Origin of the sequence: Stratiformator vulcanicus (assembly GCF_007744515.1) — a bacterium.
GTDB lineage: Bacteria > Planctomycetota > Planctomycetia > Planctomycetales > Planctomycetaceae > Stratiformator > Stratiformator vulcanicus.
The window spans coordinates 2,028,616-2,053,465 of the sequence record NZ_CP036268.1 but is presented as its reverse complement, the minus strand read 5'-3'; the positions used below and the strand labels follow the sequence as shown (position 1 = coordinate 2,053,465).

The following is a 24,850-nucleotide window of genomic DNA, read 5'->3' as shown; positions in this document are numbered from 1 at the left end:
TCGCCTATTCCAGTCACGTGTCGCGCCCTGATCAAACACGCTCAACCACCGAAGCGGTACTGCTGGTGACACTCGGTGCAGGTCGCTTCGATCGCAATGACGGCTGATTTGAAAGCCGCGTGCTGCTCGATCGCCGCGGCTGACGCGGCCTCGTCGGACGCGTCAATCAGTTTCGCAGCCGTGCTTCGATAGGGAGCCACTTCAACGTCGGCGTAATCTCCCCCGGTGGTGTACTTCATCAATAGGCCCAGGACTGCCGCTTCGTGGGCCAGTTCCTCCGAGTTCGCCGCGAACCCGGACGAGTCGCCGGAAGCCTGCCGCAATCGGGAGAACGCCGCGTCCATCCGCTGCATCAATTGACCTCGCGCCGCGATCTCTGACCGCGGCAGATCGGCGTCGGGCTCCGGCAATCCGGGCGGGCGATTGTTGTTGAGAATCGAAGAGAATTGCTCGAACGCGAGCTGAGTCGGAGCGAACTTCGAACGCCCCGAACCGGTTGCTTCGGCTGCGACGGCGGTCCCGCGATCGCGGGCCAGTAACGCGTCGGCCTTCCACGAGACCGACTCCGGATGAGCCGCAACGATGTCACACATTGCCGCGAGAACTTCACCGCCGAGCTGCACCTGCTCATACCCGCGATTGTAACTGCCCACTGAAATGAGAACCGCGGCGAGATCATTACTCAGCGACGATATTTCCTCGGTCAGGACCGTCATAGATACCGCGTCACCCCAGTTCGATGAGGAGAGGGCCGAGCCGCCAGCGGTCGAAGAGGTCGGTGGAGTCGACGGAACGTTGGCGGGTGGATTGCCGACGACAGCCGGGCTTCCCGACATCCCCGAATTTCCACCGCCCGTCTGCGAACCCGGAGGTTGGGAAGCGACCCCCGAAATGACTCCGGTCGACGAAGTACTGGCCCGCACGTCTCCGTAGGCGTCCAGCGGGATAGCGCCGGGGAACGTGAGTCGCCCGTTCGGCAACACCCTGAGCGGACCGTCTCCGCCGTTTTGCGTAGCCGCCTGAGTCCCGAAAGAAGAGGGGCTGGCGGTGCCTGTTCCGTTTGCAGCCGGAGTGTTACTTGCCGCGCCATCACCGGCGACCGGCGTTCCGGACCCGTCCGGTCCGTCTCCCGATCCGCCACAGCCGACAAGCACGACGGACATCACGATCGCCGCTGCTGCTCGTGCGATCCGCAATGAAGTGAGTCGGAGTCCGAATCGCTCGCCACTCAACGTTGCCCCCTGACTATCAAAGCGACGGTCGTTTACTTCGAACCGTTTCGCCGGGCTTCGCGGATGAACTTTCATGGTCGTTACTCGCGGCGGCGGAGCCGGGATCGAAATCGCCGCTGATGTTGCCTCGTTCCACCGGAGAAGTCGAATCTGGGAGTGGAGTCAGTCGTGGCGACGATCGAAGAATATCGTGGAGTGAGATTATCAGATCGCCGACTTCCAGCCGCAACCGGGCGTTGCGTTTTGGCATCATCCGGATGTGCTCGAACCCAAGAAAGCGGCGAAAGGAAAATTTTTGCCGAATCGACAGATCGCCATTTGCCTGACGGTGTGAACGGCCCCTATGTTAATATAGAGAAACTGCTGTTTTCCGCGGCCGATCGACAGTACCGACCCGACAGCACGTCAGAATTGAACCAGTACGGTTTTGAACCAATACGGTACCCCAATGAAATTTCTCCCGCTCATCGTAGCCGCTTTCTGCTTGAGCAATGGTTCGGCCAGTGCCGACCTGTTCGGCTCGCTGTTCCACCGCGGGCCTGAGATCGACACGACCGGCCTCGGCCAGATCGTCGCTGTCTCTCAGCCGCAACCGGTCGGCCCCACGTACGCCGTTCCTCCCGCACCGGGCGGCGGGGCCTACATTCCGCACTACGCACCGCAACCGATTCAGCCGATCGGGTTGTATGGCAAAGTGAAGTATAAGGACTTCGACAATATCCACCCGTGTGGGGTTAAGCAGATCGTTGCCGTGCTCGACCCGTGTCAGCCGCCGCCCGATCCCTGTGCGGATTGCCCACAGCAGCCGGCCATCGTTTTTGTGGAAGTCTGCATCCCGCCGGGACCGTGCCCCGATTTGAAGGTCACTAAGAACGGCCGCAAAATCGAGCTCGACTACGGCGAATACGAGGTCGAAATCCGAACGAAGCGCGACTACGTCGAAGTCGATTACGACGATTAAAGTCGGACAAGCCCGCAGTGCGAGCACGGGACCTCATTAAAACGGCGTCCCCCGCTGCTCCGCTTCTCAATTCGATCTATCGCGATGACGGGCTTTTCTGGTATGCGCTGCCTATGAGCAGCACATACCACGGATGCCGAATCACAGTGATGGGACTGGGCCGCTTCGGCGGCGGAACCGCAGCCGCGCGCTATCTCGCCGACCACGGCGCACGCGTGACGGTCACCGACCTTCGGACCGAGGCGGAGTTGGCCGATGAACTGGCCGCGCTCGATGACGTCCCGCTCGAAGGCATCCACGTCGGCGGTCACCGTGAGAACGACTTCGTCAATACTGACATGGTCGTGGTCAGCCCGGCGGTCGCGCCGTCCAGTCCTTTCCTGAAGATGGCGTCGTTCGCGAACGTCCGGCTCTCCTCGGAAATCGAACTGTTCTGGAACGCGAAGCGTTCGCCGATCATTGGTGTGACGGGCACCGTCGGGAAATCCTCGACGGCCACGCTGATCGCGGACATGCTGCGGGCGGGAGGTCTTGGCGGCCACCTCGGTGGCAACATCGGCCACAGCCTGCTCGGCGAAGTCGACGACATCAAGCCGGAAGACTGGGTGGTCCTCGAGCTGAGCAGCTTTCAGTTGCACGGTCTACGCCGTCTGAAAGTCAGCCCCGAGATCGCGGTCGTCACGAACTTCGTACCAAACCACTTGAACTGGCACCGCACGGTCGAGCACTACCGCCAGTCGAAGCAGACGATTCTCGCCTATCAAACGCCGAATGACGCGGCGGTGCTCAACGCCGATGACCTCGACGTCAGCCGGTGGGAGACTCTCGGCAACAGGCTGACATTCTCCGGCGGGCCGAGCACTCAATCGACCGCGATTGTCAAGAACGGTGAAATCAAGCTGTCGCACCAGGAAGTGTCGACTTCACTGACGCTTCCGCCGACGCTCGATTCGCCTCATCAGTCACAAAACGCGGCGGCCGCTGCGACCGCCGCATTGGCGGCCGGCGTTGATATTGATGCGATCGCGACGGGCCTTCGCGAATTCGCACCACTACCGCATCGTCTGGAGCAGGTCGGCCAGACGCTCGGCCGCACGTTTGTCGACGATTCCAAATCAACAACGCCGCGGGCGACGGTCGCCGCCGTGGAGGCCACGCCGAAACCACTCCGCCTGATTGTCGGCGGAGCCGATGGCGACATCGATCTCCGCCCTCTCGTCGACGCGGCGGCCCGATCAAGCGTGGCCATCTATCTGATCGGCCAAACGGCGATTCAGATCGAGACCCTGCTCCGAGACTTTGCTCCGCAGGCTCGGACGATCCGCTGCAGTACTCTTCGCGCCGCCGTACTCAGGGCATGGGGTGAGTCGAGGAACGGGGACACGATATTGCTGTCTCCCGGCTGCCCCAGTTACGGCGAGTTTCAGGACTATCGAGATCGCGGAATGACCTTCCGCGAATGCGTCGCAGATATCGCGGCCGAAGATAGCGCACAAGCGGCTTAAGCGAATTTGATGAAAGCGATCCGTATCAACGGTTCTCGACAAGCCGCGCACGAAGTAAGCGGATCACGGGGCCAACTTCCCTTTTCATCCGCTTACTTCGTGCGCGGCTTTTGGGGGCACGGCTTGTGGGGCTTTTTCCTTCAAAAAAGCGGCGTCTTGGACGCCTCACCGGCGATCTCGCGGACGTATTGCGGGACGGCGTAGCCGGGCAATTTACTTCGCATCTGGGCGACGAGTTTTCGCCCCGTCGATTCGCTGACTTCGAAGTGAGCGGCACCGCGGACGCGGTCGAGTTGGTGCAGGTAGTAGGGCATCACACCCAGATCGATCAGTCGCTCGCTGAGTTCGATGAGCGACTGAGCCGAATCATTGACACCTTTAAGCAGCACGGCCTGATTCAGCGTGGTGATCCCCGAACGCACCAATCGACCCAGCGAGTCGGAACACGCCCCGGCAATTTCATTTGGGTGGTTGGCGTGGACGACTACGATCGGCGTCAGCCGGGTCTTACTCAGCATCGCGATCAACTCGTCGGTCACGCGATCCGGCAGCACGATCGGGAGCCGGCTGTGAATCCGCAACCGATTCAAATGCGGGATTTCTTCAATCGCTGCGAGGAATTCGGCCAGTCGAGTATCGGTCAGCATCAGCGGATCGCCACCACTGAGTATGACCTCGTGGATCGTCGAATCACGGCGAATGGTCTCCAATGCCAGTTCCCAATCGCGCGGCTGCCGCGGTTCGGATTCGTACGGATAGTGCCGGCGAAAGCAATAACGGCAGTGGACCGCGCACGAGCCGGTCAACACGAGCAGTACCCGGCCGGGATATTTGGAGATCAATCCGTCAACCTGCCTGGCGGCGGAATCGCCGACGGGATCGTCGACGAACCCTTCGGCTCTTGCAAACTCCTCATCAAGTGGTAGGACCTGCCGCAGCAGCGGATCGAGCGGATCGCCGGGCGACATCCGTTTCAGGTAGTCTTCGGGAATTAGCAGGGGAAATTCCGTCGCCCCACGGACGGCCGCGGGCAGCAATTCGTCTGATAGATCGAGCCGTCGCAGCAATTCCGCCGGGTCACGAATCGAACGGGCGAGCGACTCGAAATAGGCCGGTCGCCGCCCGACCAAATCGCCGGAAACTCGCGGCGCCCCGACATTTTCCAATTCCACCAACTCTGCTATCCTCTCCGAAACCGGACTTCGGACCGAACTTGTTCCGCCGTCCGTGTTTCTGTCTTAAGTACTTCCGCCTTCTTCAACACGGTCCTCCGTTCGATCCGACGGACGATCGTTTCATCGACTACGCTCGGCACGCAGAAAAACCCATGGCAACAGTCAACGTCAACGACTTTCGCAAAGGCCTCAAGCTGGAGGTCGAGGGAGAGCCGTATGAAATCATCGAAGTCAATTTCGTAAAGCCGGGCAAGGGTCAAGCGCTCTACAAGACGAAACTTCGCAACTTATTGCGAGGCGGAATTCTCGACCGGACGTTCCGCAGCGGCGATTCGCTCGATGCCGCGGACATTCAAAAGACGACCGGCCAATATCTCTACCGCGACGGCGACAGCTACGTCTTCATGGAGTCGCAGACGTTCGAGCAGTACGCATTGCCGACTGATTCGGTCGCCGACAAGATGCGATTTATCCAAGAGAACGCCGAGGTCGATCTGTTGCTGTATAACGGTAACGTGATCGACATGACGCCGCCGCAGCACATGATGTTGTCGGTCACCTATACGGAACCGGCCGCCCGCGGCGATACGGCGACCAACGTGACGAAGCCCGCAACGGTTGAAGGAGGCGCCGAAGTGCAGGTGCCCGCCTTCATTCAAGAAGGCAACGTCATCAAGATCGATACCGCATCCGGAAGCTACGTCGAACGCGTCAAGAACTAATCACTTTCTGCTTCGCGCAATGTCGCGTTGGCATCCGATCCGACAGGGACGTCGTGATGGTCGATTTCATGCCGCACCTGATTTATGCGATCGCGGGGTTTCTCGCGTTCAAAATTTTCATTTCCATGACGCGGGATCATGAACGGGCGACGTGGAAAAGGTTGAACCGAAAACTCCGCGATGACTTGAGCCGCCAGGCTCGCGAGGAAGCAAAACAAAGAGAAGCCGAAAAAGAGGCCCGCGAAAAATTGGAGAAAGAAGCATCCAAAGCAGCGTGAGCCATCGCGCCAAAAGCAGTTTCAATTCGTCTATCATACAAGCCCGAGGCGCAAGCCGTCGGGAAAATCGCTGGTTATTCGACCGTCGGCTTGCGCCTCTGGCTGGTATTGAAATCGCTTCTAGTTCATCAACGATCCGCACGGCAGATGGTGGTTGACCTCTGGAATCGTACTCATCAGCTTAGCTACTTCCCTCCGCCGCAGCGACTTCTTCAACTTTAGATTTAACGGCAAAGCTCATGGTTTCGCCCCTTCCAACCGCGACCGACACGACAAACGCCAACACGGCCGACACACACAACCGTCAGCTCTTCATCGAGACGGTCGGCTGCCAGATGAACGTGCTCGACAGCGAACTCGTCGTCGGAGCGCTCCGCCGCCAGGGCTATGAACTGACCGACGATATGAAGTCGGCCGATACGATCCTGTTCAATACCTGCAGCGTGCGCGAACGGGCTGAGCACAAAATTTACAGCCTGCTCGGCCGGCTAAAATATGCGAAGCGGCAGCGACCGGGCCTGGTCATCGGAGTCATGGGCTGCATGGCCCAAAAAGACCAGGACATCATCTTCCGCCGGGCTCCCCATGTCGATCTAATTGCCGGGACAGGCCAACTCGCCGAGATTCCAAATCTGATTGCCGAGGCCCGACAGACGCGGCGACGGCAACGAGCGTTGAGCCTCGGTCGACGCGATGGCAAGCGGGTCGAGGTCGCCGACAGCTTCGAGAGCTACGATCCGACGCGTGAACCGCAGATGCGGCCGACGCCGCACCAGGCGTTCGTGCGGATCATGATCGGCTGCGACAAATTCTGCACTTACTGCGTCGTCCCGATGACCCGCGGCCCTGAGCAGAGCCGGCCGCCGACTCTCATCGCCGCGGAGGTCGACATTCTGGCGGAGCAGGGCGTCAAAGAGGTCACGCTGCTCGGACAGACGGTCAACAGTTACAAGCACACCGAAGAGGGTCGCCTCTACCGGCTCAGCGACCTGCTTCACAAAATTCACGACACGCCCGGCATCGAGCGGATCAAGTTCGTCACCAACTACCCCCGCGACATGGGCAGCGATTTGCTCGAAGCCATTCGCGATCTGCCCAAGTGCATGCACTATCTGCATGTGCCGCTGCAATCGGGGTGCGACGACGTACTCAAACTGATGAAGCGCGGTTACACCGTCGCGCAGTACCGCGAGATGATGGACCGCATCAACGAGATCGTGCCCGGCTGCAGTGTCTCGAGCGACTTCATCGTCGGGCATCCCGGCGAGACGGAAGCGTCATTCGATAAGAGCATCGCGACGATTCAGGAGTTCCGCTTCAAGAACAGTTTCATCTTCAAGTACAGCCCGCGGCCCGGCACGAAAGCGTTTGACCGGCTCGCAGACGATGTGCCCGAAGCCGATAAGAAACGCCGCAACAACGAACTGCTCGCCATCCAGAACGCCGTGAGCGAAGAGGACAACGCGGAGTTCATCGGGAAGAGCGTGAAGGTCTTCGTGGAAGGCGAGTCAAAAGCGGAAAGCGGAAAACGGAAAGCGGAAGACGCAAACGCTTCTCCCTCATCTCAAGATGCGCGTCCCGCCATTCAGCTCTCCGGCCGAACGCGCTGCGATCGGATTGTGGTCTTCGAGGGCAACCCGCGACTGGCGGGAAGTTCCACCGAGATTGCGATTGAAGACTGCACGACGACCACGCTGATCGGCTCGATCGTCACACACGACGTCCAGCACGGCTGCGACGTCGGCCTGCCGATCCTCACATAGGCGCCCCTACAAGCCGCGCACGAAGTAAGCGGATATACGGGAGAGTCGCCTCTGATCCGCTTACTTCGTGCGCGGCTTGTTCGTTTCGTGCCGCAGCGATTAGTCGTCGCTGACGATCCACTCGCGGGCGTCGTCGAGCTTCGTGTGGTCGAAGTATTTCAGCTTGGCGGCGGTGAAGGGCTTGCAGAAGACGGCCATGCCCTCTTCCCACTTCGATTCGCCGACGATGGCGAGCCGCTTGATGTCTTTCCAGTGGGCCATGTCGAACTTGATGTCGTCCCACAGGGCCCCGGCGGTCCAACCCTTGAAGTCGTGCATCACGAACAGCACCCGGATCTTGTCGTTGGCCTTGATGACCTCATCAATCCGCCCGACCATTTCGACGTACATCTGGTGGGTCAGGTGACCGGTGGCGTGAACTTCGACCAGATCGTCAGCGGTTTTGACTTCAATCGCGTCAGTCATTGGAGGGACTCCCCGAACCCGGAACGTGTAACTTTCGTCACGGTATAATTCGCGAGGCCGCATCGCAATCGGGCGCTGCTCGCGGAATTCCGATGAGTGGAAGTTCCCGGCCGAGGCGAAACCGGACGCATCATTTCGGATCTGCGGCTATCCACTCTCGGGCTACCTCGAGATCACCGGGATCAAAGTATTTGACCGTAGCCGAAGTAAACATATTGCAAACTTCCGCCATCCCGGCGTGCCAGCGCAATTCACCAACGATTGCGAGTCGACTGATATCGCCGCCGTGCTTCGACTCGAACTTGATGTCCTCCCACAGTCCGTCAGCCGACCAACCCTGGAAGTCTTTCATGAAAAATAGGATTCGCAGGCTGCCATACTTATCGATCACCTCGTTGAGCCGGGGCATGTGGTCTTCATACATCTGCCTCGTCAGCTTGCCGGTCGCGTGGACCTCGACGAGGTCTTCGTCGATCGTGACATCGATCTCATCGGCCATTTGTGGACTTTCTCCGACGGCGACAGGAGCGATGGTCGCACTCAACAAGCGGAATGGGATAAGGAACTAAGCTACGCTTGAGCAATTTCCCAAGCAAGCAATTCCTGAACAGAACCGAGTCGGGCCGATGGCCACCTACGATGCTAATCTATTTTTCAGATCGACTCAGGCAGGCGATCGCGGACGCATGTCGCAAGTTGGTCGACGAGTTCGGCGACCGTAATCTCTGACGTATCGATTTCGACCGCGTCATCGGCCGGGACAAGCGGGGCGACGGCTCGACTGACGTCGCGCTCGTCCCTCTCACGAATCGTGGCGAGAAGCGATTCGAACTCGACCTCTTCGCCCCGCTGAGCCAGTTCCGCCTGCCGACGTCGAGCGCGGCATTCGGCGGTCGCGGTCAGAAAGAACTTCGCCTCGGCACCCGGGAACACGACCGTCCCCTGATCTCGCCCCTCCGATACCATTCGCTTTCCCTCAGCCGCCCGCCGCTGCAATCCGACCAGCACCTCCCTGACGGCGGGGTTGACGGCGACTTGCGAGGCGGCGAGCGAGACCGACTCGGACTGGATCGCGTCGGTGATGTCGTCCCCGTCGAGAGTCAGGCGGCCTTTTTCAAAGCGGATCGCGGCGCTCTCGGCACATTGCACGACACGTTCGTCATCGGATGGATCGATACCCTGAGCGAGAACGCGAAACGCGATCGCGCGATACATTGCGCCGGTATTGAGAAACTCGAACCCTAGTCTCTCCGCAAGCAGCCGCGCCGCCGTGCTCTTGCCTGATCCCGCGGGGCCGTCGATCGTGATGATCATTGCGAACTCTTCAGCGAAATTTCGACGTCGGCGACTTCATACGGCGTAAGCGGAACTTCGACCCGGTCATCGGTGATCTCCAACTCGGCGATCGTCTCACCGAGGAAGTCGATCTTCCGCGCCGAACCGGGCATCCGGCAGAGGCTGATGCGGCAGTTACCACCGATGCCTTCGGTCTCGACCAACCGCGCCTTGATAGCGACCCCCGCGTCTTCGGATGACGCCGGTTGGAGACGTGTCAGTACGACATTCGCCGGGTCGACCCGGCCGAGCCATGCAGAGGAAGCGGGGGTCGCCGGAATACGATCGACGGGAATGAGCACTGGTGGCTGCATCGTCGCCGCCGATGCCCGCGACGGATGGCCATCGTCAAACCGCACGACAAATCGAAACCGACGCGTCGACTCGCCCGGTACGACTAAAATCGAGTCGAGCATGCGATTGTCGGACTCCCGGTGGAAGCACCGTCCGAGCGGGAAGATCGCGATCCGCTTCTTGCGGTCTTCAATGACCTCCACGAAATCGGCGGCCTCGATGCGTTGCCCGCGATGCTGATGGCACTGCTGAGCATGGCTCCGCAAGATCGGCGCGGACGAGTCACCCCAGGCGAATCGGCAGGCGTAATAACTGAACCACGGATCGCCGACCGGTTCGTGCCGGATGTCCAATTCAATCTCAATTTCGATTTCGGGAATCCCACGCGTGACGCGGAATCGCTGACGAAATCCCGCAAGAACTCGATCGTCCTGTTGGTCAACGATCTCGCCGGCGGTTTCGATGACTCCGACCGCGGGGCCGTCGCAAAGCACTTTTTGCGACAGGCAGCGACTTCGTGAATAGGCCGTCCGCTCGGCAAAATCACTCTCGGGCGATTCGATCAATCGCTCACGAAGGAACCGAAACGCCAATTGCTGACTGAGCCGTTTCGGACGTGTGTTGTGGTCACGCACGTAGCCGATCCCGCCGGTGGCCGAACTGATGCCGACCTCGAAAAAATCGTTTCGCAGCAGCCCTTCTTCGGCAAGCGGAGGCTGCCTGCGGCGTTTGCGATTCGAGCCCGAAGCCCCGGTCGACGCGGCGCTATCGGAAACGGCTGACCACAGAAAGCCGGCGGCCGGGAGATCGGCCACAAAGCCGCGATGGGGACCGACCGGTTGGACGTGCAGAATTGATTCGCCGGGAGACGGGAGGGGCTGATCATCGCCAACCCCGACCCACGTCCGGCGCGGTTGCGCGAGCGGATTCAGGACGAGAATGCCGCGAGCCTCTTCACCGCCAGAGGAAATCAGCTCTGCCAAGCGACGCGGCAACCGAACGTCGTCGGCTTCTGTTTCCGACAAGTCCGAGTCAAGAGTCGGCTCGTCACCTTCCGCGCGATCCTGGGAACCGTCGATCAAAGCGGCGTCGAGTTCAGCGTCGATCGATTGCCCCTGCTCCCGCAGACCAAGCAATTGTGAGAACACCCGTAATGCCGCCTGCGTTTTCAATCGCTCGTACTGTGCGCGCTGCCGTGCCGGGCGGGAAATTGGATCGGGTCGTCCGGCGGCGACGTCTCGCACCAACTGCGGCGAGACGTATTCCCAAGCGTCGTATTGCCCGGTTCGATACGGCGCTTCGATCGCTTCGAAGTACTTATCAAACGTGACGAATTTACCGAGGACGGGAGCGTAGCGCGCGGCCCGCTGCAGGTCATGAAACACGCGTGATGCTTCGCCGGGCCAACGCACGAAAACGATGCCCGCGGACTGGTCGGCATCCATCGACTCGGCCAGCCGATCGGCCAGTCGAAGAAAACCTGCTGTGGAGTTCGCCGCGATCGGCATCCGCGACAATGCCGGGATGGTGCTGTCGTCGCTGCCGGTCCACTGAAATTGCGAGTACTCCTCGTCGGGCATCGTCCCGTTATCGAGCAGCAGATGCAGGGCCGATTTGTAACCGGTGCGGTTGAGAACCAGCGGCGTGAGCGGTCCGAGACCGAAATGACGCTGAGCCCAACACGTCGGTGAGGCACCGAGCGTCTCCGCAACCGCCGCCCGCCCGGTTCGAAGTCGCGCGATTGAGCTATCGACCGAATCGACGATCCCGCCATCAGACCGCCACTCGCCTCCGACAATCGACACGCCGCCTTGTTGCAGTCCTTCACGCAATCGATCGATGAACTCCGGCGAAGCTTCGGCCATTTCCGGCCAGTCGTTTCCGTCCGCCAAAATGGAGACTGGCCCGCCGCTGATCGTCTTCGAAAGCCATTCGACATTCGCCAGCTTCGGCACCAACAGGCACAGATCGAGCAAAAAGCCTTCGACGGGATAAAGTCGCTCTCGAGCTTCCAAAAGCAATTCGAAGACGGAGCCGAGCGACTTACGGGCGACTTCCTCGTCCCCCGCAACAGCCGCGGCGGCGGCTTCGATGGCGGCGTCGGCGATCCGGGTATCCTCCGGATCGTCGTAGTAGTGCATCCGCCGCGTCAGCAATTGAATTTGGAGATAGATCGTGCCAAGGGCGTGAAAGTCTGCGGCAAGGTCGAATGACAGGGAGCCCGAAACTGATTCGTCAGAGAACTCGTGAGATTCGCCGGGATCAGTTGAGTCACTTTGCGGCGGCTGCGCGTCTTCCGCAAAAGCGTCACGGAGTTTCGCAATCAGATCGTCGCGGTCCTCCCACGAATCGATCACCGAGCGCGCGTCGGTTTTTGCCCGAGACATCCAATCGGATTGCAGCCAGGACTTTGCCGCTTCCGGAATCACGATGACGCGTTCGCCGATATGCCGCGTAGGGAATTCTGCCGGTTCGGCATCCCACAGTCCTTTGGCTGCAGCCAAGACAATTGGATCGAATACCGCGGCGAACGCGTCAAGCAGATTGACCGCCGACGCCTCCTCCAATTCGAGCGGAAAATCGTCGAGCCCGTGCGACGGCAGAAGGATGAGCGGCGAGTTTGCTGACATGCCGTGAAAATACTCGAACAGTTAATACTCAAACAGTGCGCGATGATTGCTTATCGCGGTCTGGAACGTTCCTCGGCGGGTTGGGAAGCGTCGACCACCGGGCGATTTCTCACACGAAATACGTCGCGGTATCGTATCACTGACGCGGCAAGGATGCGCGTGACCGCCGACGATCAGAATCGATCCGCTGTTTTTGAAACATCACAATTTGAAGCATCTCGGTTTGGCCGGGAACAATCGCTCGTTCACCAGCGTCAAAATGAGGACTGCGATTCTGAAAAACGTGCCGACGGTAACGACAGGGACGACTGCACCGGCGGCTCCGCTTGGAATCTGACAACGGAGGGTTCGGCGATTGACGGGACGGAAGTTGCGGCGATACCCTTAGTTCGACGTATCGATCGACGTAAGTTGTTCCATCGCGAACATTTTCCGAATTCCGGGTTCCCGGAGATCGCAGTTCGATATTTTCAATGATCACGAATTTTGGTCGGGGACCTCGGTGTCGGTGATTGCCGGTCGCCGAGCGGGAGCAGAACTCGTGCTCGATCATTCGATGTCGGAACTGCCGGAATTGACTTTACACTGACGTTTCACTGTCACGGGATTTTCGGAGCCTCACATGGCTGAAGAGCGCGGTTGCTGGGGAATCGAAGTCGGTCAGGCCGGTCTGAAAGCGATCCGGCTGCGCTACGCGGAGGCGGCCAAACAGGTCATCGCCGTTGCGTTCGATTACGTGCCGCACGCGAAACTACTCAGCCAGCCCGACGCGGTACCGGAAGAACTGATTCCGCAGGCGATCGAGACGTTTCTCGCCCGCAACGACATTCGCGGCGACTCCATCGCCATCGCCGCCCCGGGCCACAGTGCGCTGGCACGCTTCATCCAGTTGCCGCCGGTTGAGACCTCCAAAGTCGCGCAGATCGTTCAATACGAAGCGAAGCAGCAGATTCCGTTCGCGCTCGATGAGGTGATCTGGGACTATCAAACGCTCGGCGGTGCGGCCGAAGAAAGCGGATACATCCTTGAGGCCGAAGTCGGCCTGTTCGCGATGAAACGCGATCTGGTTGAGAAGACGATCAAGCCATTTCTGGATCGCAAAGTCGAGGTGCAGCTCGTTCAGATTTCGCCGCTGGCGCTGTTCAACTTCGTCACGTTCGATCGACTCGGCATTCGCCCGGGCGAAGAGATCGAAGTGGACGATGATGAGCACATTGTCGTGTGCGATATGGGCGCCGACCAAACGATGCTCGTCGTCACGAACGGAAAGAAGATTTGGATCCGCAACGTGCCGATCGGCGGAAATCATTTCACCCGGGCGCTCGTCAAAGGCATGAAGTTGACGTTCGCGAAGGCGGAACACCTCAAGTGCAATGCCACGAAGAGTCCCGATCCGCGGGCGGTTTTTCAGGCACTCCGGCCGGTCTTCAATGACTACGTGGCCGAACTGCAGCGCTCCATTGGTTACTTTTCGAGCGTCAATCGCAGCGCGAAAATTGTGAAGCTCCTCGGCGCCGGAAACGGATTCAAGCTCGCCGGGCTTCAGAAGTTCTTGCAGCAAAACCTGCAGTATGACGTCGAGCGGATCGAAACGTTCGATGCCGCCGTCGGCGACAAGGTCCTTGATGACGACCTGTTCAAAGACAATGTCCTGAGCTTCGTCGTGCCTTACGGTCTCGCCCTGCAGGCGATGGACCAGACGACGATCAGAACAACGCTGCTGCCGCCCGAGATCGCCTTGGCCCGCGAGATTCGTCGCAAGAAGCCTTGGGGCGTTGCCGCCGCGGCCGTGTTGCTGTTGGCGTTCGGCGTCTCAGCCATCGGCTTCGGCAACGTGATGCAATCGGTCAGCGAGGCGCGATGGAAGTCGACGGAAACGAACGTGTCGCAGCACAACTCAACGGTCGACTCACTCAAACAGACATATCAGGGCAAAGAGACCGAATATGCCGACATCGTCGATCGCGGCAATCGACTGCTCGGAAATATTGAACGGCGCGACTACTGGCTCGAAGTCTATCGCGCCGTTAACGCCTGCCTGCCGCGAGATACCGGTGACCGACTCGACCTGACCGACGTGACGAGTCAAAGACGCATCCGGATTAATTCCATCACGGCGCAAAGGCTCGAGAGCTTTGCGGAGTGGTTCGGCAGCCTGCCGCAGCAAACGAAAACGCACATGCTCAAGGGCGACCAGGCAGCGGCACCGGCCGGTGCCGGCTACCTGTTTACGTTGACCGGAGAGCACTTCCACGACACATCGGATGAAGCGACCGACCCACTCGATCGGGTCAATCGTCGGCGGACCGGTTTCGTCCTGCGAAACTTCGTCGACCCGCTCAACGAATTTCAGGTGACTGTGGTCGATGACGTCGATAAGGATGGCTTGGAAGAAGAACTGGTCGTTCCGGTCCGACAAATTGGTATCAGCCATGCCACGATGACCGACCAGGGTTACGAACAGGTTCGTCATCCGAAAGCGATCCTGGCCGAGCGTAGCAAGGCGCGGGCACCAAGTCGCTCAGGCCCCGGCGGGATCCCAGGATTAGGCGGTCTCGGCAATAGTTTCGCCGGTCGGCCCGACAACAACTTCGGCAACACCAATCGTGGTAATCCGCCCGCAGGAACCGATCCCAACAATACAGATCCTACGGACAAACCGATTTATCGCACGACGTTTACGATTCAGTTCTGCTGGACTCCGACGCCGGAAGACACCCGACCTGCCGAAGCCCCTGAAGCCGCTGATGCAGCCGGAGTGGAAGGCGAAACCGAAGGCGGGGCCGAGACTCCTCCACAGGAGAGTTGAGGCACTTGACTGTGAGAGAATTAGTCCGGCGCTTCGTACGAAGTTGGACTGATCGTAGCACAGTCAAATTGAATTATTTGGAAACAAACTGTGAGGTCGACGGCTTGAGCCCGTGACCGTCGGAAGACAACTAATCGAAATCCAAGACTGATCGAAACTCAAAGCGAATCGTTCCATGGATAAGCTGAAGCCGATTTTGGCCTACAAATTTTGGATTCTGCTCGGCCTGGGTCTCATCGTGATGACCGCGGGCTGGTTCATGGGCACCGGTACGCTGGCCGAGACGATCGATTCTCGCCGGTCGACACTTGAGGCGATAACGGTCAAACCGGGGAGCGGAACGCCCAGCAATGATTGGATCGGCGGGATCGACGAAGTCGCGGCCGTTCAATCGGCCCGACTACAAGAAGCGGGCGGGAACCTGTGGAAGGTCCAAGAAGACCAAATGACTTGGCCGCAGGACATCGAAGCGGCGATGCGGGGCATTCCCGTCGGCGGCGAAATCCCCGTCGCGGCCTTGGACCTGTACCGCACGAACTTTGAAGTCGAAAAGAATCGACTGCACGAGACGGTCAACCCGTTCAACCCGATCACCGGCCAAGGCGAGGTTATCTTTGGGCGAAGTCTGATCCCGCTGAACGCACCGACCGAATGGAATCAGTTTTTGCCCACAAGCGGACAAGTATGGGCGCTGCAGGAAGATTACTGGTTGATTCGATCACTGCTTGAGTCGATCCGCGATTTCAACAATTCATTCGGCGGAAATTCGCTCCGAAAAGTGCGTTTGAAGCGGATCGTCGCTTTGGAATTGCATGGAGGTGGTGAAGGTTCGGCCCTGCCTTCGGCGGCAGAAGGAGGATCGATGGAAGCCCCCCCGACCGAATCGTTCGTGCCCGAAGAGTATCAGGATGACAGTCCGTTCGGTGGCGCGGGCCGCGGAACGAGGGACAATCGCTCGGCTGGTCCCGTCGACTTCGATCCGGCCGAAGAGTTTCGTGGAACCGGAAGTGCCGCGGGAGCCGGGGCCGACGGTCGCTACGTTACGAACGCGCCGGACGTCCCGTTCAAGACCCGCGGGTTCTACCTGAAGGTCATCGTTGACCATCGTTACGTTCCCGAACTTTTGATCGAACTGACCGAGAATCCGTATCCCGTTAAAATCGTTCGCGTGCATCAGCAGGACCACAACGGATCGGTTTACGCGAAGAACACGCAAAGCCAGTCACGGTTCGGAGGACGCGGGAATACGCTCGGGACCGGGGCCGCCGGCAATCAAGCTTCGGCCTTTGCGGAGCCGTTCCTGGCGGATGTCACGATCGCCGGCGACTTGACGATCTACCGACAGCCTGAGCAAACCGAAGCGGACCCCGCCGAGGTCGATCCGACCGTGAACCCCGACATTCCGCCGACCGACCCGCCGGAAACAGCGGTCGAGCCGTCCGACTCACCGACCCCCGCGCCCGGCGATGTGCCAGACGAGGCGGACGGTTCGTTGACTCCGATGCCTGCGGTTAACTCCGCCAGCGAACAGCTTGATGTACCGATGCCTCCGACCGATGAGGAGGGCCTCGGGAACGAAACCGATCTTCCCGCGACCGGTGATGCTCCACCCGTCGCACCGGAAGCACCGGTCAATTCCGACCTGCCGGACGGCACCTGACAGTGAACTTATCCAAGCCGAATCACTGCATTCTTTGACGTGACGACAATCCGCGGAACTTTCATTCCCGATCCAGCGTCTCATAGATACGAATAAACACAAAGTCGACGTGACCCTCTGACGCAACGAGTCGAGAGTCCTCTAAATTACAGGGAATAGTCTTATGAAGTTTTCCGTCGCATCCCTGAAAGAGACCGACTACAAGAAATTGATGATCGATCACGGCGAAAAGTTCGCCTTCGGATTGATCTGTCTGCTGGCGCTACTCGCGCTGTGGCAGGGAACGTACTGGATGAGATTTCCCGGCGAGCCGAGTACCTTCGAACTCCAAGTCAAGGAAAACACGGAGACGCTGCAGCGAAGCGTCTGGCCGGACGGCGAGAAGGAGAAGTACAACACCTCTTCGAGCAACATCGTGAATGAAGTGGTTGATATCTTCACGCCACTCCCGACGGCCGAATACCAACTGACGACGCCGACCTTCTGGCCGATCATTCCTCCGAACAAGCCGATCGAAGAACCGGAATGGTACACGGTGCAGACGCTGATCGCCGATAGCGGGCGCGTCCCGTTGGACCTTAAGCCCGAGTCGGCCTCATACGACCTGGTCAACAACACGGCTGCCGGACCGGGGCCTCCTCCAGGGAGTTCGGACCGACCTCGCACGAATTTAGATCTTCCCACTGGGAACACCGATCTCCCCTCCGTGAATCGGGCCTCCGAAGGCCGGAATACAGAGGACGATCCGTTCTTATCGGCCGGCCGAGGTAACTCAGCTGGCCGAGATAACTCAGCGAGCCAGACGCCGACGGCCGCCGATGATTTGTACCGGCGATATGTCTCGATTCGCGGTGTATTTCCGCTACGGGAACAACTCGAGAGCGTGATGAACGCGCTCAACCTGAACTCCACTTCCGAAGCCTATGACAAATTGATCTTCCTCGATTTCGAACTCGAACGTCAGCAGGCCGTTGCGGGCGATGATCCTTGGTCAGGTTCGTGGGAGAAAGTCGACCGCGAAATCGCGTTCGAGATTTTGCAGCGGGCCAATTCGTTCGCGGTCGATGAAGTCGATTCGCAGATCACCGACGCCGTCTTCACGATGCCGTTGCCGTCGCGTCTCGTCGGCCAGTGGGGCCGCAATGCGATCCACCCCGACGTGCTCGAATACGAGTTGACGGACAAAGAAAAAGAGCAGATGGAGTGGATGGCCGAGCAACTGAAGAAGAAAGAGGAGGAGCAGCGTCAGCGTCTTCTGGAACAACAGCAGGTGACGCCGCAGGCTTGGACTGGCGTTGCCTATAACATCGGAAACGAACGTCGGCGATTGTCACAGAACGAATCGGAATTGGATGAGTTCGTCAGATCGATCCGCGCCAACGACGCCCAAAGTGTCGGCGTGACGCGCGAAGACTTGAAGGCTTTGTTCACCGCATCGGGAAAGTTGCTGCTGTTTCGATATATTGATTTCGATATCGACCCCGGCAATGCCTACCGCTACCGCGTTAAGGTTAAGGTCTTGAACCCCAACTTTGGTCGATCGGCCGACACGGTGCTGACCGCCGATGTTGCCGTGGGACGTGATCGCAAGACCGATTGGAGTGAACCGACAAATCCCGTGCTGATCGCCCCCGACTCGGAATACTTTCTCGCGGGCGTCGATGACGGCGGGTTTCGCGACATCAGTTCGGCGGGGTTCAACGTGCTGAAGTGGCACGAGATGAAAGGAACGCCGGTTGTCGAACAGTTCGTCGCCGAAATTGGATCGATGGTGGGCGAAACGAGGCAGGCTAGCGTGCCCGATCCGATTACAAAATCGTACATTAATAAGTCGACTAACTTCGGCACCGGTTCGATTCTTCTCGACACGTTCGAAAACCCGGTCGACTACCTTCGCAACCGAGTGCAGAAAGACAACTTGGATTTGAGACCGCGCGACGTCTCAGTCAATCCGCTCGTCTTACTTGTCGACGAGTACGGGGATTTGGTGTTTAGAGATCGTTTGTCTGCACAAGCCGATTTGCGAAAAGCCGAATCAGATGTCGGCGCATACAGACTCGCGTTCAGCGAAACAAACAATGATGCCGACAGGCCCCGCTTTCTTCAGTCGGACGAGGAGGAAGACGAGCCGAATGATCGAACCCGGCGAGGGTCGGGGATTCGGCGATAAAGTAGTCAGGCGGCCGATCGGTTTAACGCCGTGCCGCGTCGGAATCCGAGCGACTTAACATCGCCGTTCTCATGGCGGCCGCCAGATAGATTGAACCGGCGCAGCAAACAAGGCCGGCCTCCCCGGCAAGGGTCACGGCCAGTTCGGCGGCATCGACGATCGTCGCTCGCTCGTGAAAGTTGACTCGCGTTGGGGTCGTTTCGGACGCGATGTTTCGAAGCGTATGAAGGCCCGCAGCTCGGGGGTTGTTAGGTGCGGTCGTCAGCACGATGTCGGCGAACTCACCTGACAGCCGACCGAGCATCGCCGTCGCATTCTTATCGGTCGACGTTCCGAAAATTGCGACGCGAGTCCCCCCTTCCGGTCGTTCCCGTAGGGCCTCGAGCATCACACGGATCGACTCATCGTTATGGGCGGCGTCGATGATAAACGTGGGCTGCGTTCGAACAATTTCCAGCCGCGCCGGCCAATCAACTGCCGACCAGCCTTTGCGAACGGCTTCGGAGCCAATCGCTCGGGCCACTTCCGGGCGGAGCTGTCCTGACTTGGCAACTGCCGCGGCTAACTCGGCGGCGACCGCGGCATTGGTGCATTGAAAACGGCCGGGCAGCGGGAGTCGATGCGTTCCCCAATCCTCGCCGGAAGGTCGGATCGCGATGGTTCGGTGCCAATCGGGCGACTCCTTTGACGATTCGAGTTGGTCATTGCCTACGGTCGGTTCGATTATTGCGAGCGGTGCTCCGATCGATCGGCACCGCTCGCGGATGACCGACAGCGCCGGCTCAATCGCAGAGGTGATCATTGGCACGCCGGGTTTGGCGATCCCGGCTTTCTCCGACGCAATCTTCTCGACGGTATCGCCGAGCAACTCCGTGTGGTCGAGGCTGACGTTGGTGATTGCCGTGACGACCGGTCGGCAGACATTCGTCGCATCGAGCCGCCCGCCGAGCCCGACTTCGATAACCGCGATCTCGACCCCGACTTGTCGAAACGCGAACCATGCTGCCGCCGTCAACAGTTCAAAGAATGTCGGTCGGAGCGACTGCGATTCGAACCGCTGGCTCGTGGCCACATCTGCCACGGCGGCGACGGCACGTGTGAACTCCGACCGGCCGATCGGAACGCCGTCGATCTGAATTCGCTCTTCGAAGCAGTCAATGTGCGGCGACGTAAACAGCCCCGTTCGGGCCCCGGCGGCAGAGAGAATCGCCGCCGTCATGACCGCGGTCGAGCCTTTGCCTTTCGTCCCGCCGATATGAACCGCCGGTATCGTATTCTGCGGGTCGCCTGAGCCTTCGAGCAGCAATGCGGTTCGTTCGAGCTTCACGTTTCGCAGCGCATGCCGTTTGCCCGGAATACGTTCGAAGTTCACCCGGCCGAGCAGGAAGTCGACCGCGTCTTCATAGGTATCAATCGTGGAACTCAACGAGCATTCCTCGACGGACGGCAATCAGGCGAGCGACATCACGTACTCGCCACTATAGACGATCACTCAATAGCCAGTTTCGCGTTCAACACGAGCAGCTTCCATGATTACGACCCGCGCAGCAGCCACGCCAAATCGGCCGGAGGCGGAATCTGCACGGGCCTTGCTTCAAGTCACCGGGAGGTCAGAATGCGGACAAGATAACTTCGCAGGGGACGTTCCCCAATGATGCAAGAGCCGGATCACCGGTCCGTTTCGATAAATCGACGGTGTTGGGGAGCAAACGATGACTTTCGTCGAAATGATTTTGTCACAATGGGAACTGAACCGCAGCCGCACACTCGACCTGCTCAAGCGGGCACGCGAGGCCACGGGAGGGGATCAAGCGCTCTCGTGGCAGCCGGGGCCGGGGCGGGCTCCGATCGGTTGGCATCTCGGACATATCGCGGTGACTGAAGAGCTCTTCGCGACGGCCCGGCTGGCCGATCGTCCGTCAGATCTCGGCCCCCTCATTGAGCGGTTTCGCGGCGGCAGTGTGGCTGACTCGAACGTCCCAACCGCCGACGAATTGGAACGGCTGCTGGAGCAGACACGTTCGAACCTGCTTCAGACGGTCGAGTCGATCGAGGAAAAAGACCTTGAGACCGTCCCGCCGGCGTTGGCCGAGCGACAGTGGACAGTCCGCAAGAGCCTGCAGATCCTCTCTTGGCACGAACCTCAACATCAGGGGCAGGCGCACGCCGTCCTTAATTTGTTCCTGAACGACCCCGAGCAGACTCGCTGAACCGCACTTCGGACGAAGTCGCAATTGGCGGATGCCGATTCGTGAGCTACGCTTGATGCGGACCATCGCGCAGACTGCGCGATCGCAACCGGTTCATCGTGGGAGAAGCCGAGATGGTTTCATTCGGGCCGATGACCAATGCTTCCGCTGCGGGTGCTGCACGTGGCCACGCGGCGGAGCAGAAAAACCGCGTCGAACAGGCCGACGCGAGCCGCGCCGTGAGTGCATCCGGTGCGAAAACGCATTCGCTCGATGACGGGCGGGACGTCGAAACCTCCGCCGATCGGGATGCCGACGGATCAGCCGGCTATGCTCAACCGGAAGCCCATCACGAGCCGAAGCCCGAAACAGAGACGACCACCGAGGCGGACGGAACACCGAAGCAGGATGGGTCCGACGGCGGGCCGGGCCTCGACATTCGCGTCTGAGAGGTCCTTTGCTCGCGCTACGGTCTCTTGGCGGCTCTATTTGGCGCCGCTGCCGAGGAAGCCGAACAGGCTCTTCGATTTCTTTTTCGGCTCCGCAGCCGAAGTCGTGGTATCGAGCTTGGGCGATGGTTGGTCGAACTTCTTGGCAAGGTCGACGATTGATCGAGTCAGCTTGGCTTTGGGAGCCTGCGTGATCAGCGGAATTCCATTGTTTCGCGACTCCACCATCGTCGGGTAGTCGTTGGGAATTTCCCAATAGATTTCGCGACCGATCGTCTCGAGGGCTTTGCTCACGCTGATCTGATTATCGTCCAGACCAACGCGATTGACGACCACCTCGATCTTCTCGGCCAGTTTTTCGTTCTGATCGAAATATTGCATTAGCCGCACGACGTTGCGGAGGCTCGGCAGGTCCAACTGCGTCACCAGCAGCACGGAGTCCGAAACCTCCATCGCCGCTTGGTCAAGTGCCCCGTACGACTTGCTGATGTCGATCACCAGGTGCGTAAACGTGGCTTTGAGCAACGCCGCGATTCGGCGAAGTTCTTCCGGGTTAATTGACGAAGAATCTTCCATCTGCGTCGGTCGCGGCAGCAGAAACGCTCCGCAATCGTGCTTCGTCAACGACCGCTTCAGCAGTGAGTAATCGAGCCGGGTGATGTTCTCGGCGACATCCTGAATGGTGTAGTCAGGGATGATGTCGAGCCACACGTCGGCGTCGCCGAGCGCGAGATCGAGATCGATAACTGCGACTGCGTTCTTCTCGTTCTGTGCCAGGCAGCAGGCGAGATTGATGGCCAGCGAAGTCGAGCCGACGCCGCCACCGACTCCGGCGACGGTAATCATCTGGCAGGCGCGGACCTTACCCTCGCCCTCGCGAGCGCCGCCCTGCTGCTTGATTCGATCGAGCGCGGCCAAAAAGTCTTCGAGCTGTGGCGGATAGGCAAGGAACTCTCGCGCTCCGTTCCGCATCGCCTGCAGGATCAGGCTGCCTTCCTGAGACTGGCTCATTGTCAGCACGGCGCAGCCCGGCATGTCCTGCGTGAGTCGGGCGACCAACGCGAGGGCTTTCGTCGGGTCGGCATCCAGTGAGACGAGCGCGATGTCGGGTTGGGTTTGCGACAGAACGTCGGCGAAGAATTCGTAGCGGGAGCACTCGGCCTCCAGCCAGACCATGTCGATGCCCAGCAACATGTTCTTCACCGAGGCACGCGAGGCGTCGTTCGGATCGACGATCGCCAGTCGGACGACGCTCTTCATAGCTCAAGATCCCTTAGTCGATTATTCGACCAGTTTTGTTCGCCCGAAATTGACTGCCCGAGACTGCTCGCCCGGTAGGGCGTTCGCCGTCGCCGAGGCAGCGATGTCTTTCATCCCGTCACCCGGTTCACGAACCGGGCGTGATTAAACCCGGTCGCTGACGCGGGGATGCCGATGAAGGCGTCTCCGGTGCATCGAATGAGGCCGGTTGCAACGCCGGTTCATCCTTCCAGGGATTCTCAGTCACTTCTCGGTATTCACGCGAAGCACTCGGACTCGGCGGGATGTTGTTGAGTTCGGGAATCGGATCGAGCTTCGGCGGTTGCGGTGCGACCCGTTGGGTCGGAGCAGGCGACGGAGCGGGGCGGGGCGACCGCATCTGGCTGGCTCCCGGCGGAACCACGACGTGGTGGCTGGAACCGCCCTGATAGCCGGTGCTGCCCTGATAGTTACCCGGCGGGATCAATCCCTGCGGCATCGTGGGGCTGGCCATTCCCGGCTCGGTCGCAACACCGGCAGGGTCGCGGCAGCGATCGCCACAAGGTCCGCCGTAGGTGGGCACTTCGAGTTGTCCGTAGAAGAAGAGTTCTTTGTCGGTCGGCGTGTCGGTCTGCATTCCCGGACCGCCCGTCGGAACCTGTCCCGGCTGCATCGGTGCGACCAGTTCCGGCGTCACCATGATGATCAGTTCGGTCTCACCCTCGGTGTATCGCTTACGGCTGAAGACCGCTCCGATATAGGGCAGGTCGCCGAGGATCGGAATCTTCGAAGTCGTGGCCGTGTGACCGTTGTTGATTAAGCCGGCAATCACGAGGGTCTCGCCGAAGCCCATTTTGACTTCGGTATTGGCCCGGCGGGTCGTCAAAGCGGGGACGGTGATTCCGTTGAGGTCGACGGCGTTGTTGAAATCGCGGTCACTGACTTCGGCCTGCAGTTGGATGCTGACCTGATTGTGCCCGAGCACGATCGGCACCGCTTCGAGCCGCACACCGAATTCGCGGAACTCGACACCCACGGTACCCAGACCGTTAGGAACGAGAATCGGGAATTCACCACCCTGCAGCAGGTAAGCCGGACGACCGTTCGTCGCCACGAGATTCGGTTCCGCCAGAATCTTCAGCAGCGATTCCTGCTTCAAAGCTTCAATGAACGTCGTGAATGCGAAGGTGCTTTGCGCGACAGAGAAGATCGCGTTGGGTGTCGAAAGCGTCTCGGCGGCAACCAGTGGGGAGATGGCCCCCGTATCTGGGTCAGCGATCTGAGTGATCGGCGTGATACTTCCGGTCGTTCCCGAGGCGAGGCCGTTTCCGTCGGAGTAAAGCCAGTTGATGCCGAAGGCACGCAGCAGGGACCGCTGCACCTCCATGATCTTGACCTTCATCATCACCTGCTGCGGCGCACCCACTCGCATGTGATTGAGAACCGACGGATAGAAACGCTCGGCGATTTCCACCATCTGCGTGATCTGCTCGGGATGGGTCACCCAACCGCGTAACAGGACGCTGTCGTTGACTTCCCGTGCTTCAACCGAGGCACCGGGAAAGAGTTGATTCAATTGGACCTGCAGGTAGCGCACGTCACCGGTCACGAGCACTTCGACCGTGTAGATGTCGCTGTTCTCGTCGGTCATGGTCAGCGTCGTGACGCCGGGATTGATCGCATGCAGGCGGATCGATCGGGCATCCAACGCTTTGATGTCGACGACGTCGGAGTCGAAACCGTCGACCCGCGAGATGCGATCGTCGAGCTTCACGATCTTCGAGAATTGCTCGATGACCTGAATTTTCGACTCTCGGGACGCAAGTCGAACCACCGGCTCGTTCGCGTTCGGAGTACCAGTCTCTTGGGCGAAAGCTGCTGAGGCGAGCGCAAATACGACCGCAAAGGCCATTGAGCGTCCGAAAGAGTTCGGCAATTGCATCCGTGCACCTGTCGGTTGGGTTCGTCACGTCG

General features: G+C 59.6%; 19 protein-coding genes. 10 read left to right on the top strand and 9 right to left on the bottom strand.

Annotated features, from left to right (window positions below):
• Positions 1–41: 41 nt before the first annotated feature.
• The gene (locus tag Pan189_RS07990; RefSeq protein WP_145363411.1) at positions 42–1,307 is read right to left on the bottom strand and encodes a hypothetical protein; all 1,266 of its coding nucleotides are present in this window, start codon (positions 1,305–1,307) and stop codon (positions 42–44) included.
• Between the two features lie 373 nt (positions 1,308–1,680).
• Between Pan189_RS07990 and Pan189_RS07985 the strand changes: the two genes are divergently transcribed.
• Both Pan189_RS07985 and murD read left to right on the top strand, forming a co-directional pair.
• Positions 1,681–2,193, top strand: coding sequence for a hypothetical protein (locus Pan189_RS07985; protein ID WP_145363410.1), 513 nt, complete (start codon positions 1,681–1,683; stop codon positions 2,191–2,193).
• Positions 2,194–2,306: 113 nt separating this feature from the next.
• Positions 2,307–3,698 carry a UDP-N-acetylmuramoyl-L-alanine--D-glutamate ligase gene (gene murD / locus Pan189_RS07980; protein ID WP_145363409.1) on the top strand — a complete coding sequence of 464 codons (1,392 nt, stop codon included), beginning with the start codon at positions 2,307–2,309 and terminating at the stop codon, positions 3,696–3,698.
• 140 nt (positions 3,699–3,838) lie between these two features.
• Here the strand turns inward: murD and epmB are convergent, their stop codons facing one another.
• Positions 3,839–4,870 carry an EF-P beta-lysylation protein EpmB gene (gene epmB, locus Pan189_RS07975; protein ID WP_310821234.1) on the bottom strand — a complete coding sequence of 344 codons (1,032 nt, stop codon included), beginning with the start codon at positions 4,868–4,870 and terminating at the stop codon, positions 3,839–3,841.
• A 155-nt stretch (positions 4,871–5,025) separates the two neighbouring features.
• Between epmB and efp the strand changes: the two genes are divergently transcribed.
• From efp to miaB, 3 genes are all read left to right on the top strand, one after another.
• Entirely contained in the window at positions 5,026–5,595 is a 570-nt protein-coding gene (gene efp / locus Pan189_RS07970) for an elongation factor P (RefSeq protein WP_145363407.1), read from the top strand.
• 56 nt (positions 5,596–5,651) lie between these two features.
• Complete coding sequence (locus Pan189_RS07965; RefSeq protein ID WP_145363406.1) at positions 5,652–5,873, top strand: hypothetical protein; 222 nt, start codon at positions 5,652–5,654, stop codon at positions 5,871–5,873.
• A 239-nt stretch (positions 5,874–6,112) separates the two neighbouring features.
• The gene (miaB, locus tag Pan189_RS07960) at positions 6,113–7,636 is read left to right on the top strand and encodes a tRNA (N6-isopentenyl adenosine(37)-C2)-methylthiotransferase MiaB (RefSeq protein WP_145363405.1); all 1,524 of its coding nucleotides are present in this window, start codon (positions 6,113–6,115) and stop codon (positions 7,634–7,636) included.
• A 99-nt stretch (positions 7,637–7,735) separates the two neighbouring features.
• On the opposite strand, the gene Pan189_RS07955 is transcribed toward miaB, so the two are convergent.
• The 4 genes from Pan189_RS07955 to Pan189_RS07940 all read right to left on the bottom strand — a co-directional run bounded on the left by Pan189_RS07955 (position 7,736) and on the right by Pan189_RS07940 (position 12,360).
• Complete coding sequence (locus Pan189_RS07955; RefSeq protein ID WP_145363404.1) at positions 7,736–8,101, bottom strand: SpoIIAA family protein; 366 nt, start codon at positions 8,099–8,101, stop codon at positions 7,736–7,738.
• Positions 8,102–8,231: 130 nt separating this feature from the next.
• Positions 8,232–8,600: a SpoIIAA family protein gene (locus Pan189_RS07950; RefSeq protein ID WP_145363403.1), complete on the bottom strand. Its 369-nt coding sequence runs from the start codon at positions 8,598–8,600 to the stop codon at positions 8,232–8,234.
• A 155-nt stretch (positions 8,601–8,755) separates the two neighbouring features.
• Positions 8,756–9,415, bottom strand: a complete 660-nt coding sequence (gene cmk, locus Pan189_RS07945) for a (d)CMP kinase (protein ID WP_145363402.1) — start codon at positions 9,413–9,415, stop codon at positions 8,756–8,758.
• Positions 9,412–12,360 carry a glycoside hydrolase family 38 N-terminal domain-containing protein gene (locus tag Pan189_RS07940; protein WP_145363401.1) on the bottom strand — a complete coding sequence of 983 codons (2,949 nt, stop codon included), beginning with the start codon at positions 12,358–12,360 and terminating at the stop codon, positions 9,412–9,414. The genes cmk and Pan189_RS07940 overlap by 4 nt, the downstream gene beginning before the upstream one ends.
• 622 nt (positions 12,361–12,982) lie before the next feature.
• Here Pan189_RS07940 and pilM point away from each other — a divergent pair.
• The 3 genes from pilM (at position 12,983) to Pan189_RS07925 (ending at position 18,999) form a co-directional block, all read left to right on the top strand.
• Positions 12,983–15,169: a type IV pilus assembly protein PilM gene (gene pilM / locus Pan189_RS07935; protein WP_145363400.1), complete on the top strand. Its 2,187-nt coding sequence runs from the start codon at positions 12,983–12,985 to the stop codon at positions 15,167–15,169.
• A 175-nt stretch (positions 15,170–15,344) separates the two neighbouring features.
• Positions 15,345–16,829, top strand: coding sequence for a hypothetical protein (locus tag Pan189_RS07930; protein ID WP_145363399.1), 1,485 nt, complete (start codon positions 15,345–15,347; stop codon positions 16,827–16,829).
• Between the two features lie 163 nt (positions 16,830–16,992).
• The gene (locus tag Pan189_RS07925) at positions 16,993–18,999 is read left to right on the top strand and encodes a Rossmann-fold NAD(P)-binding domain-containing protein (protein ID WP_145363398.1); all 2,007 of its coding nucleotides are present in this window, start codon (positions 16,993–16,995) and stop codon (positions 18,997–18,999) included.
• Positions 19,000–19,021: 22 nt separating this feature from the next.
• Here Pan189_RS07925 and Pan189_RS07920 read toward each other — a convergent pair whose 3' ends face one another.
• On the bottom strand, positions 19,022–20,425 hold the full coding sequence (locus Pan189_RS07920; RefSeq protein ID WP_310821233.1) for a bifunctional folylpolyglutamate synthase/dihydrofolate synthase: 1,404 nt from the start codon (positions 20,423–20,425) through the stop codon (positions 19,022–19,024).
• A 286-nt stretch (positions 20,426–20,711) separates the two neighbouring features.
• Between Pan189_RS07920 and Pan189_RS07915 the strand changes: the two genes are divergently transcribed.
• Positions 20,712–21,209 carry a DinB family protein gene (locus tag Pan189_RS07915; RefSeq protein WP_145363396.1) on the top strand — a complete coding sequence of 166 codons (498 nt, stop codon included), beginning with the start codon at positions 20,712–20,714 and terminating at the stop codon, positions 21,207–21,209.
• Positions 21,210–21,322: 113 nt separating this feature from the next.
• The gene (locus tag Pan189_RS07910; protein WP_145363395.1) at positions 21,323–21,637 is read left to right on the top strand and encodes a hypothetical protein; all 315 of its coding nucleotides are present in this window, start codon (positions 21,323–21,325) and stop codon (positions 21,635–21,637) included.
• A gap of 36 nt (positions 21,638–21,673) precedes the next feature.
• Here the strand turns inward: Pan189_RS07910 and Pan189_RS07905 are convergent, their stop codons facing one another.
• Together Pan189_RS07905 and Pan189_RS07900 are read right to left on the bottom strand one after the other, a co-directional pair.
• Complete coding sequence (locus tag Pan189_RS07905; protein WP_145363394.1) at positions 21,674–22,897, bottom strand: CpaE/TadZ family protein; 1,224 nt, start codon at positions 22,895–22,897, stop codon at positions 21,674–21,676.
• A 127-nt stretch (positions 22,898–23,024) separates the two neighbouring features.
• Entirely contained in the window at positions 23,025–24,818 is a 1,794-nt protein-coding gene (locus Pan189_RS07900; protein WP_145363393.1) for a type II and III secretion system protein family protein, read from the bottom strand.
• Positions 24,819–24,850 lie beyond the last annotated feature (32 nt).

Excerpts from the sequence above, each read along its gene's own strand:
- Pan189_RS07950 (WP_145363403.1), bottom strand. The coding sequence starts at position 8,600 with ATGGCCGATGAGATCGATGTCACGATCGACGAAGACCTCGTCGAGGTC.
- Pan189_RS07990 (WP_145363411.1), bottom strand. The coding sequence starts at position 1,307 with ATGAAAGTTCATCCGCGAAGCCCGGCGAAACGGTTCGAAGTAAACGAC.
- murD (WP_145363409.1), top strand. The coding sequence starts at position 2,307 with ATGAGCAGCACATACCACGGATGCCGAATCACAGTGATGGGACTGGGC.
- Pan189_RS07910 (WP_145363395.1), top strand. The coding sequence starts at position 21,323 with ATGGTTTCATTCGGGCCGATGACCAATGCTTCCGCTGCGGGTGCTGCA.
- Pan189_RS07940 (WP_145363401.1), bottom strand. The coding sequence starts at position 12,360 with ATGTCAGCAAACTCGCCGCTCATCCTTCTGCCGTCGCACGGGCTCGAC.
- Pan189_RS07905 (WP_145363394.1), bottom strand. The coding sequence starts at position 22,897 with ATGAAGAGCGTCGTCCGACTGGCGATCGTCGATCCGAACGACGCCTCG.
- efp (WP_145363407.1), top strand. The coding sequence starts at position 5,026 with ATGGCAACAGTCAACGTCAACGACTTTCGCAAAGGCCTCAAGCTGGAG.
- Pan189_RS07930 (WP_145363399.1), top strand. The coding sequence starts at position 15,345 with ATGGATAAGCTGAAGCCGATTTTGGCCTACAAATTTTGGATTCTGCTC.
- Pan189_RS07915 (WP_145363396.1), top strand. The coding sequence starts at position 20,712 with ATGACTTTCGTCGAAATGATTTTGTCACAATGGGAACTGAACCGCAGC.
- miaB (WP_145363405.1), top strand. The coding sequence starts at position 6,113 with ATGGTTTCGCCCCTTCCAACCGCGACCGACACGACAAACGCCAACACG.
- Pan189_RS07955 (WP_145363404.1), bottom strand. The coding sequence starts at position 8,101 with ATGACTGACGCGATTGAAGTCAAAACCGCTGACGATCTGGTCGAAGTT.
- Pan189_RS07985 (WP_145363410.1), top strand. The coding sequence starts at position 1,681 with ATGAAATTTCTCCCGCTCATCGTAGCCGCTTTCTGCTTGAGCAATGGT.
- Pan189_RS07965 (WP_145363406.1), top strand. The coding sequence starts at position 5,652 with ATGGTCGATTTCATGCCGCACCTGATTTATGCGATCGCGGGGTTTCTC.
- Pan189_RS07925 (WP_145363398.1), top strand. The coding sequence starts at position 16,993 with ATGAAGTTTTCCGTCGCATCCCTGAAAGAGACCGACTACAAGAAATTG.
- cmk (WP_145363402.1), bottom strand. The coding sequence starts at position 9,415 with ATGATCATCACGATCGACGGCCCCGCGGGATCAGGCAAGAGCACGGCG.
- pilM (WP_145363400.1), top strand. The coding sequence starts at position 12,983 with ATGGCTGAAGAGCGCGGTTGCTGGGGAATCGAAGTCGGTCAGGCCGGT.
- Pan189_RS07900 (WP_145363393.1), bottom strand. The coding sequence starts at position 24,818 with ATGCAATTGCCGAACTCTTTCGGACGCTCAATGGCCTTTGCGGTCGTA.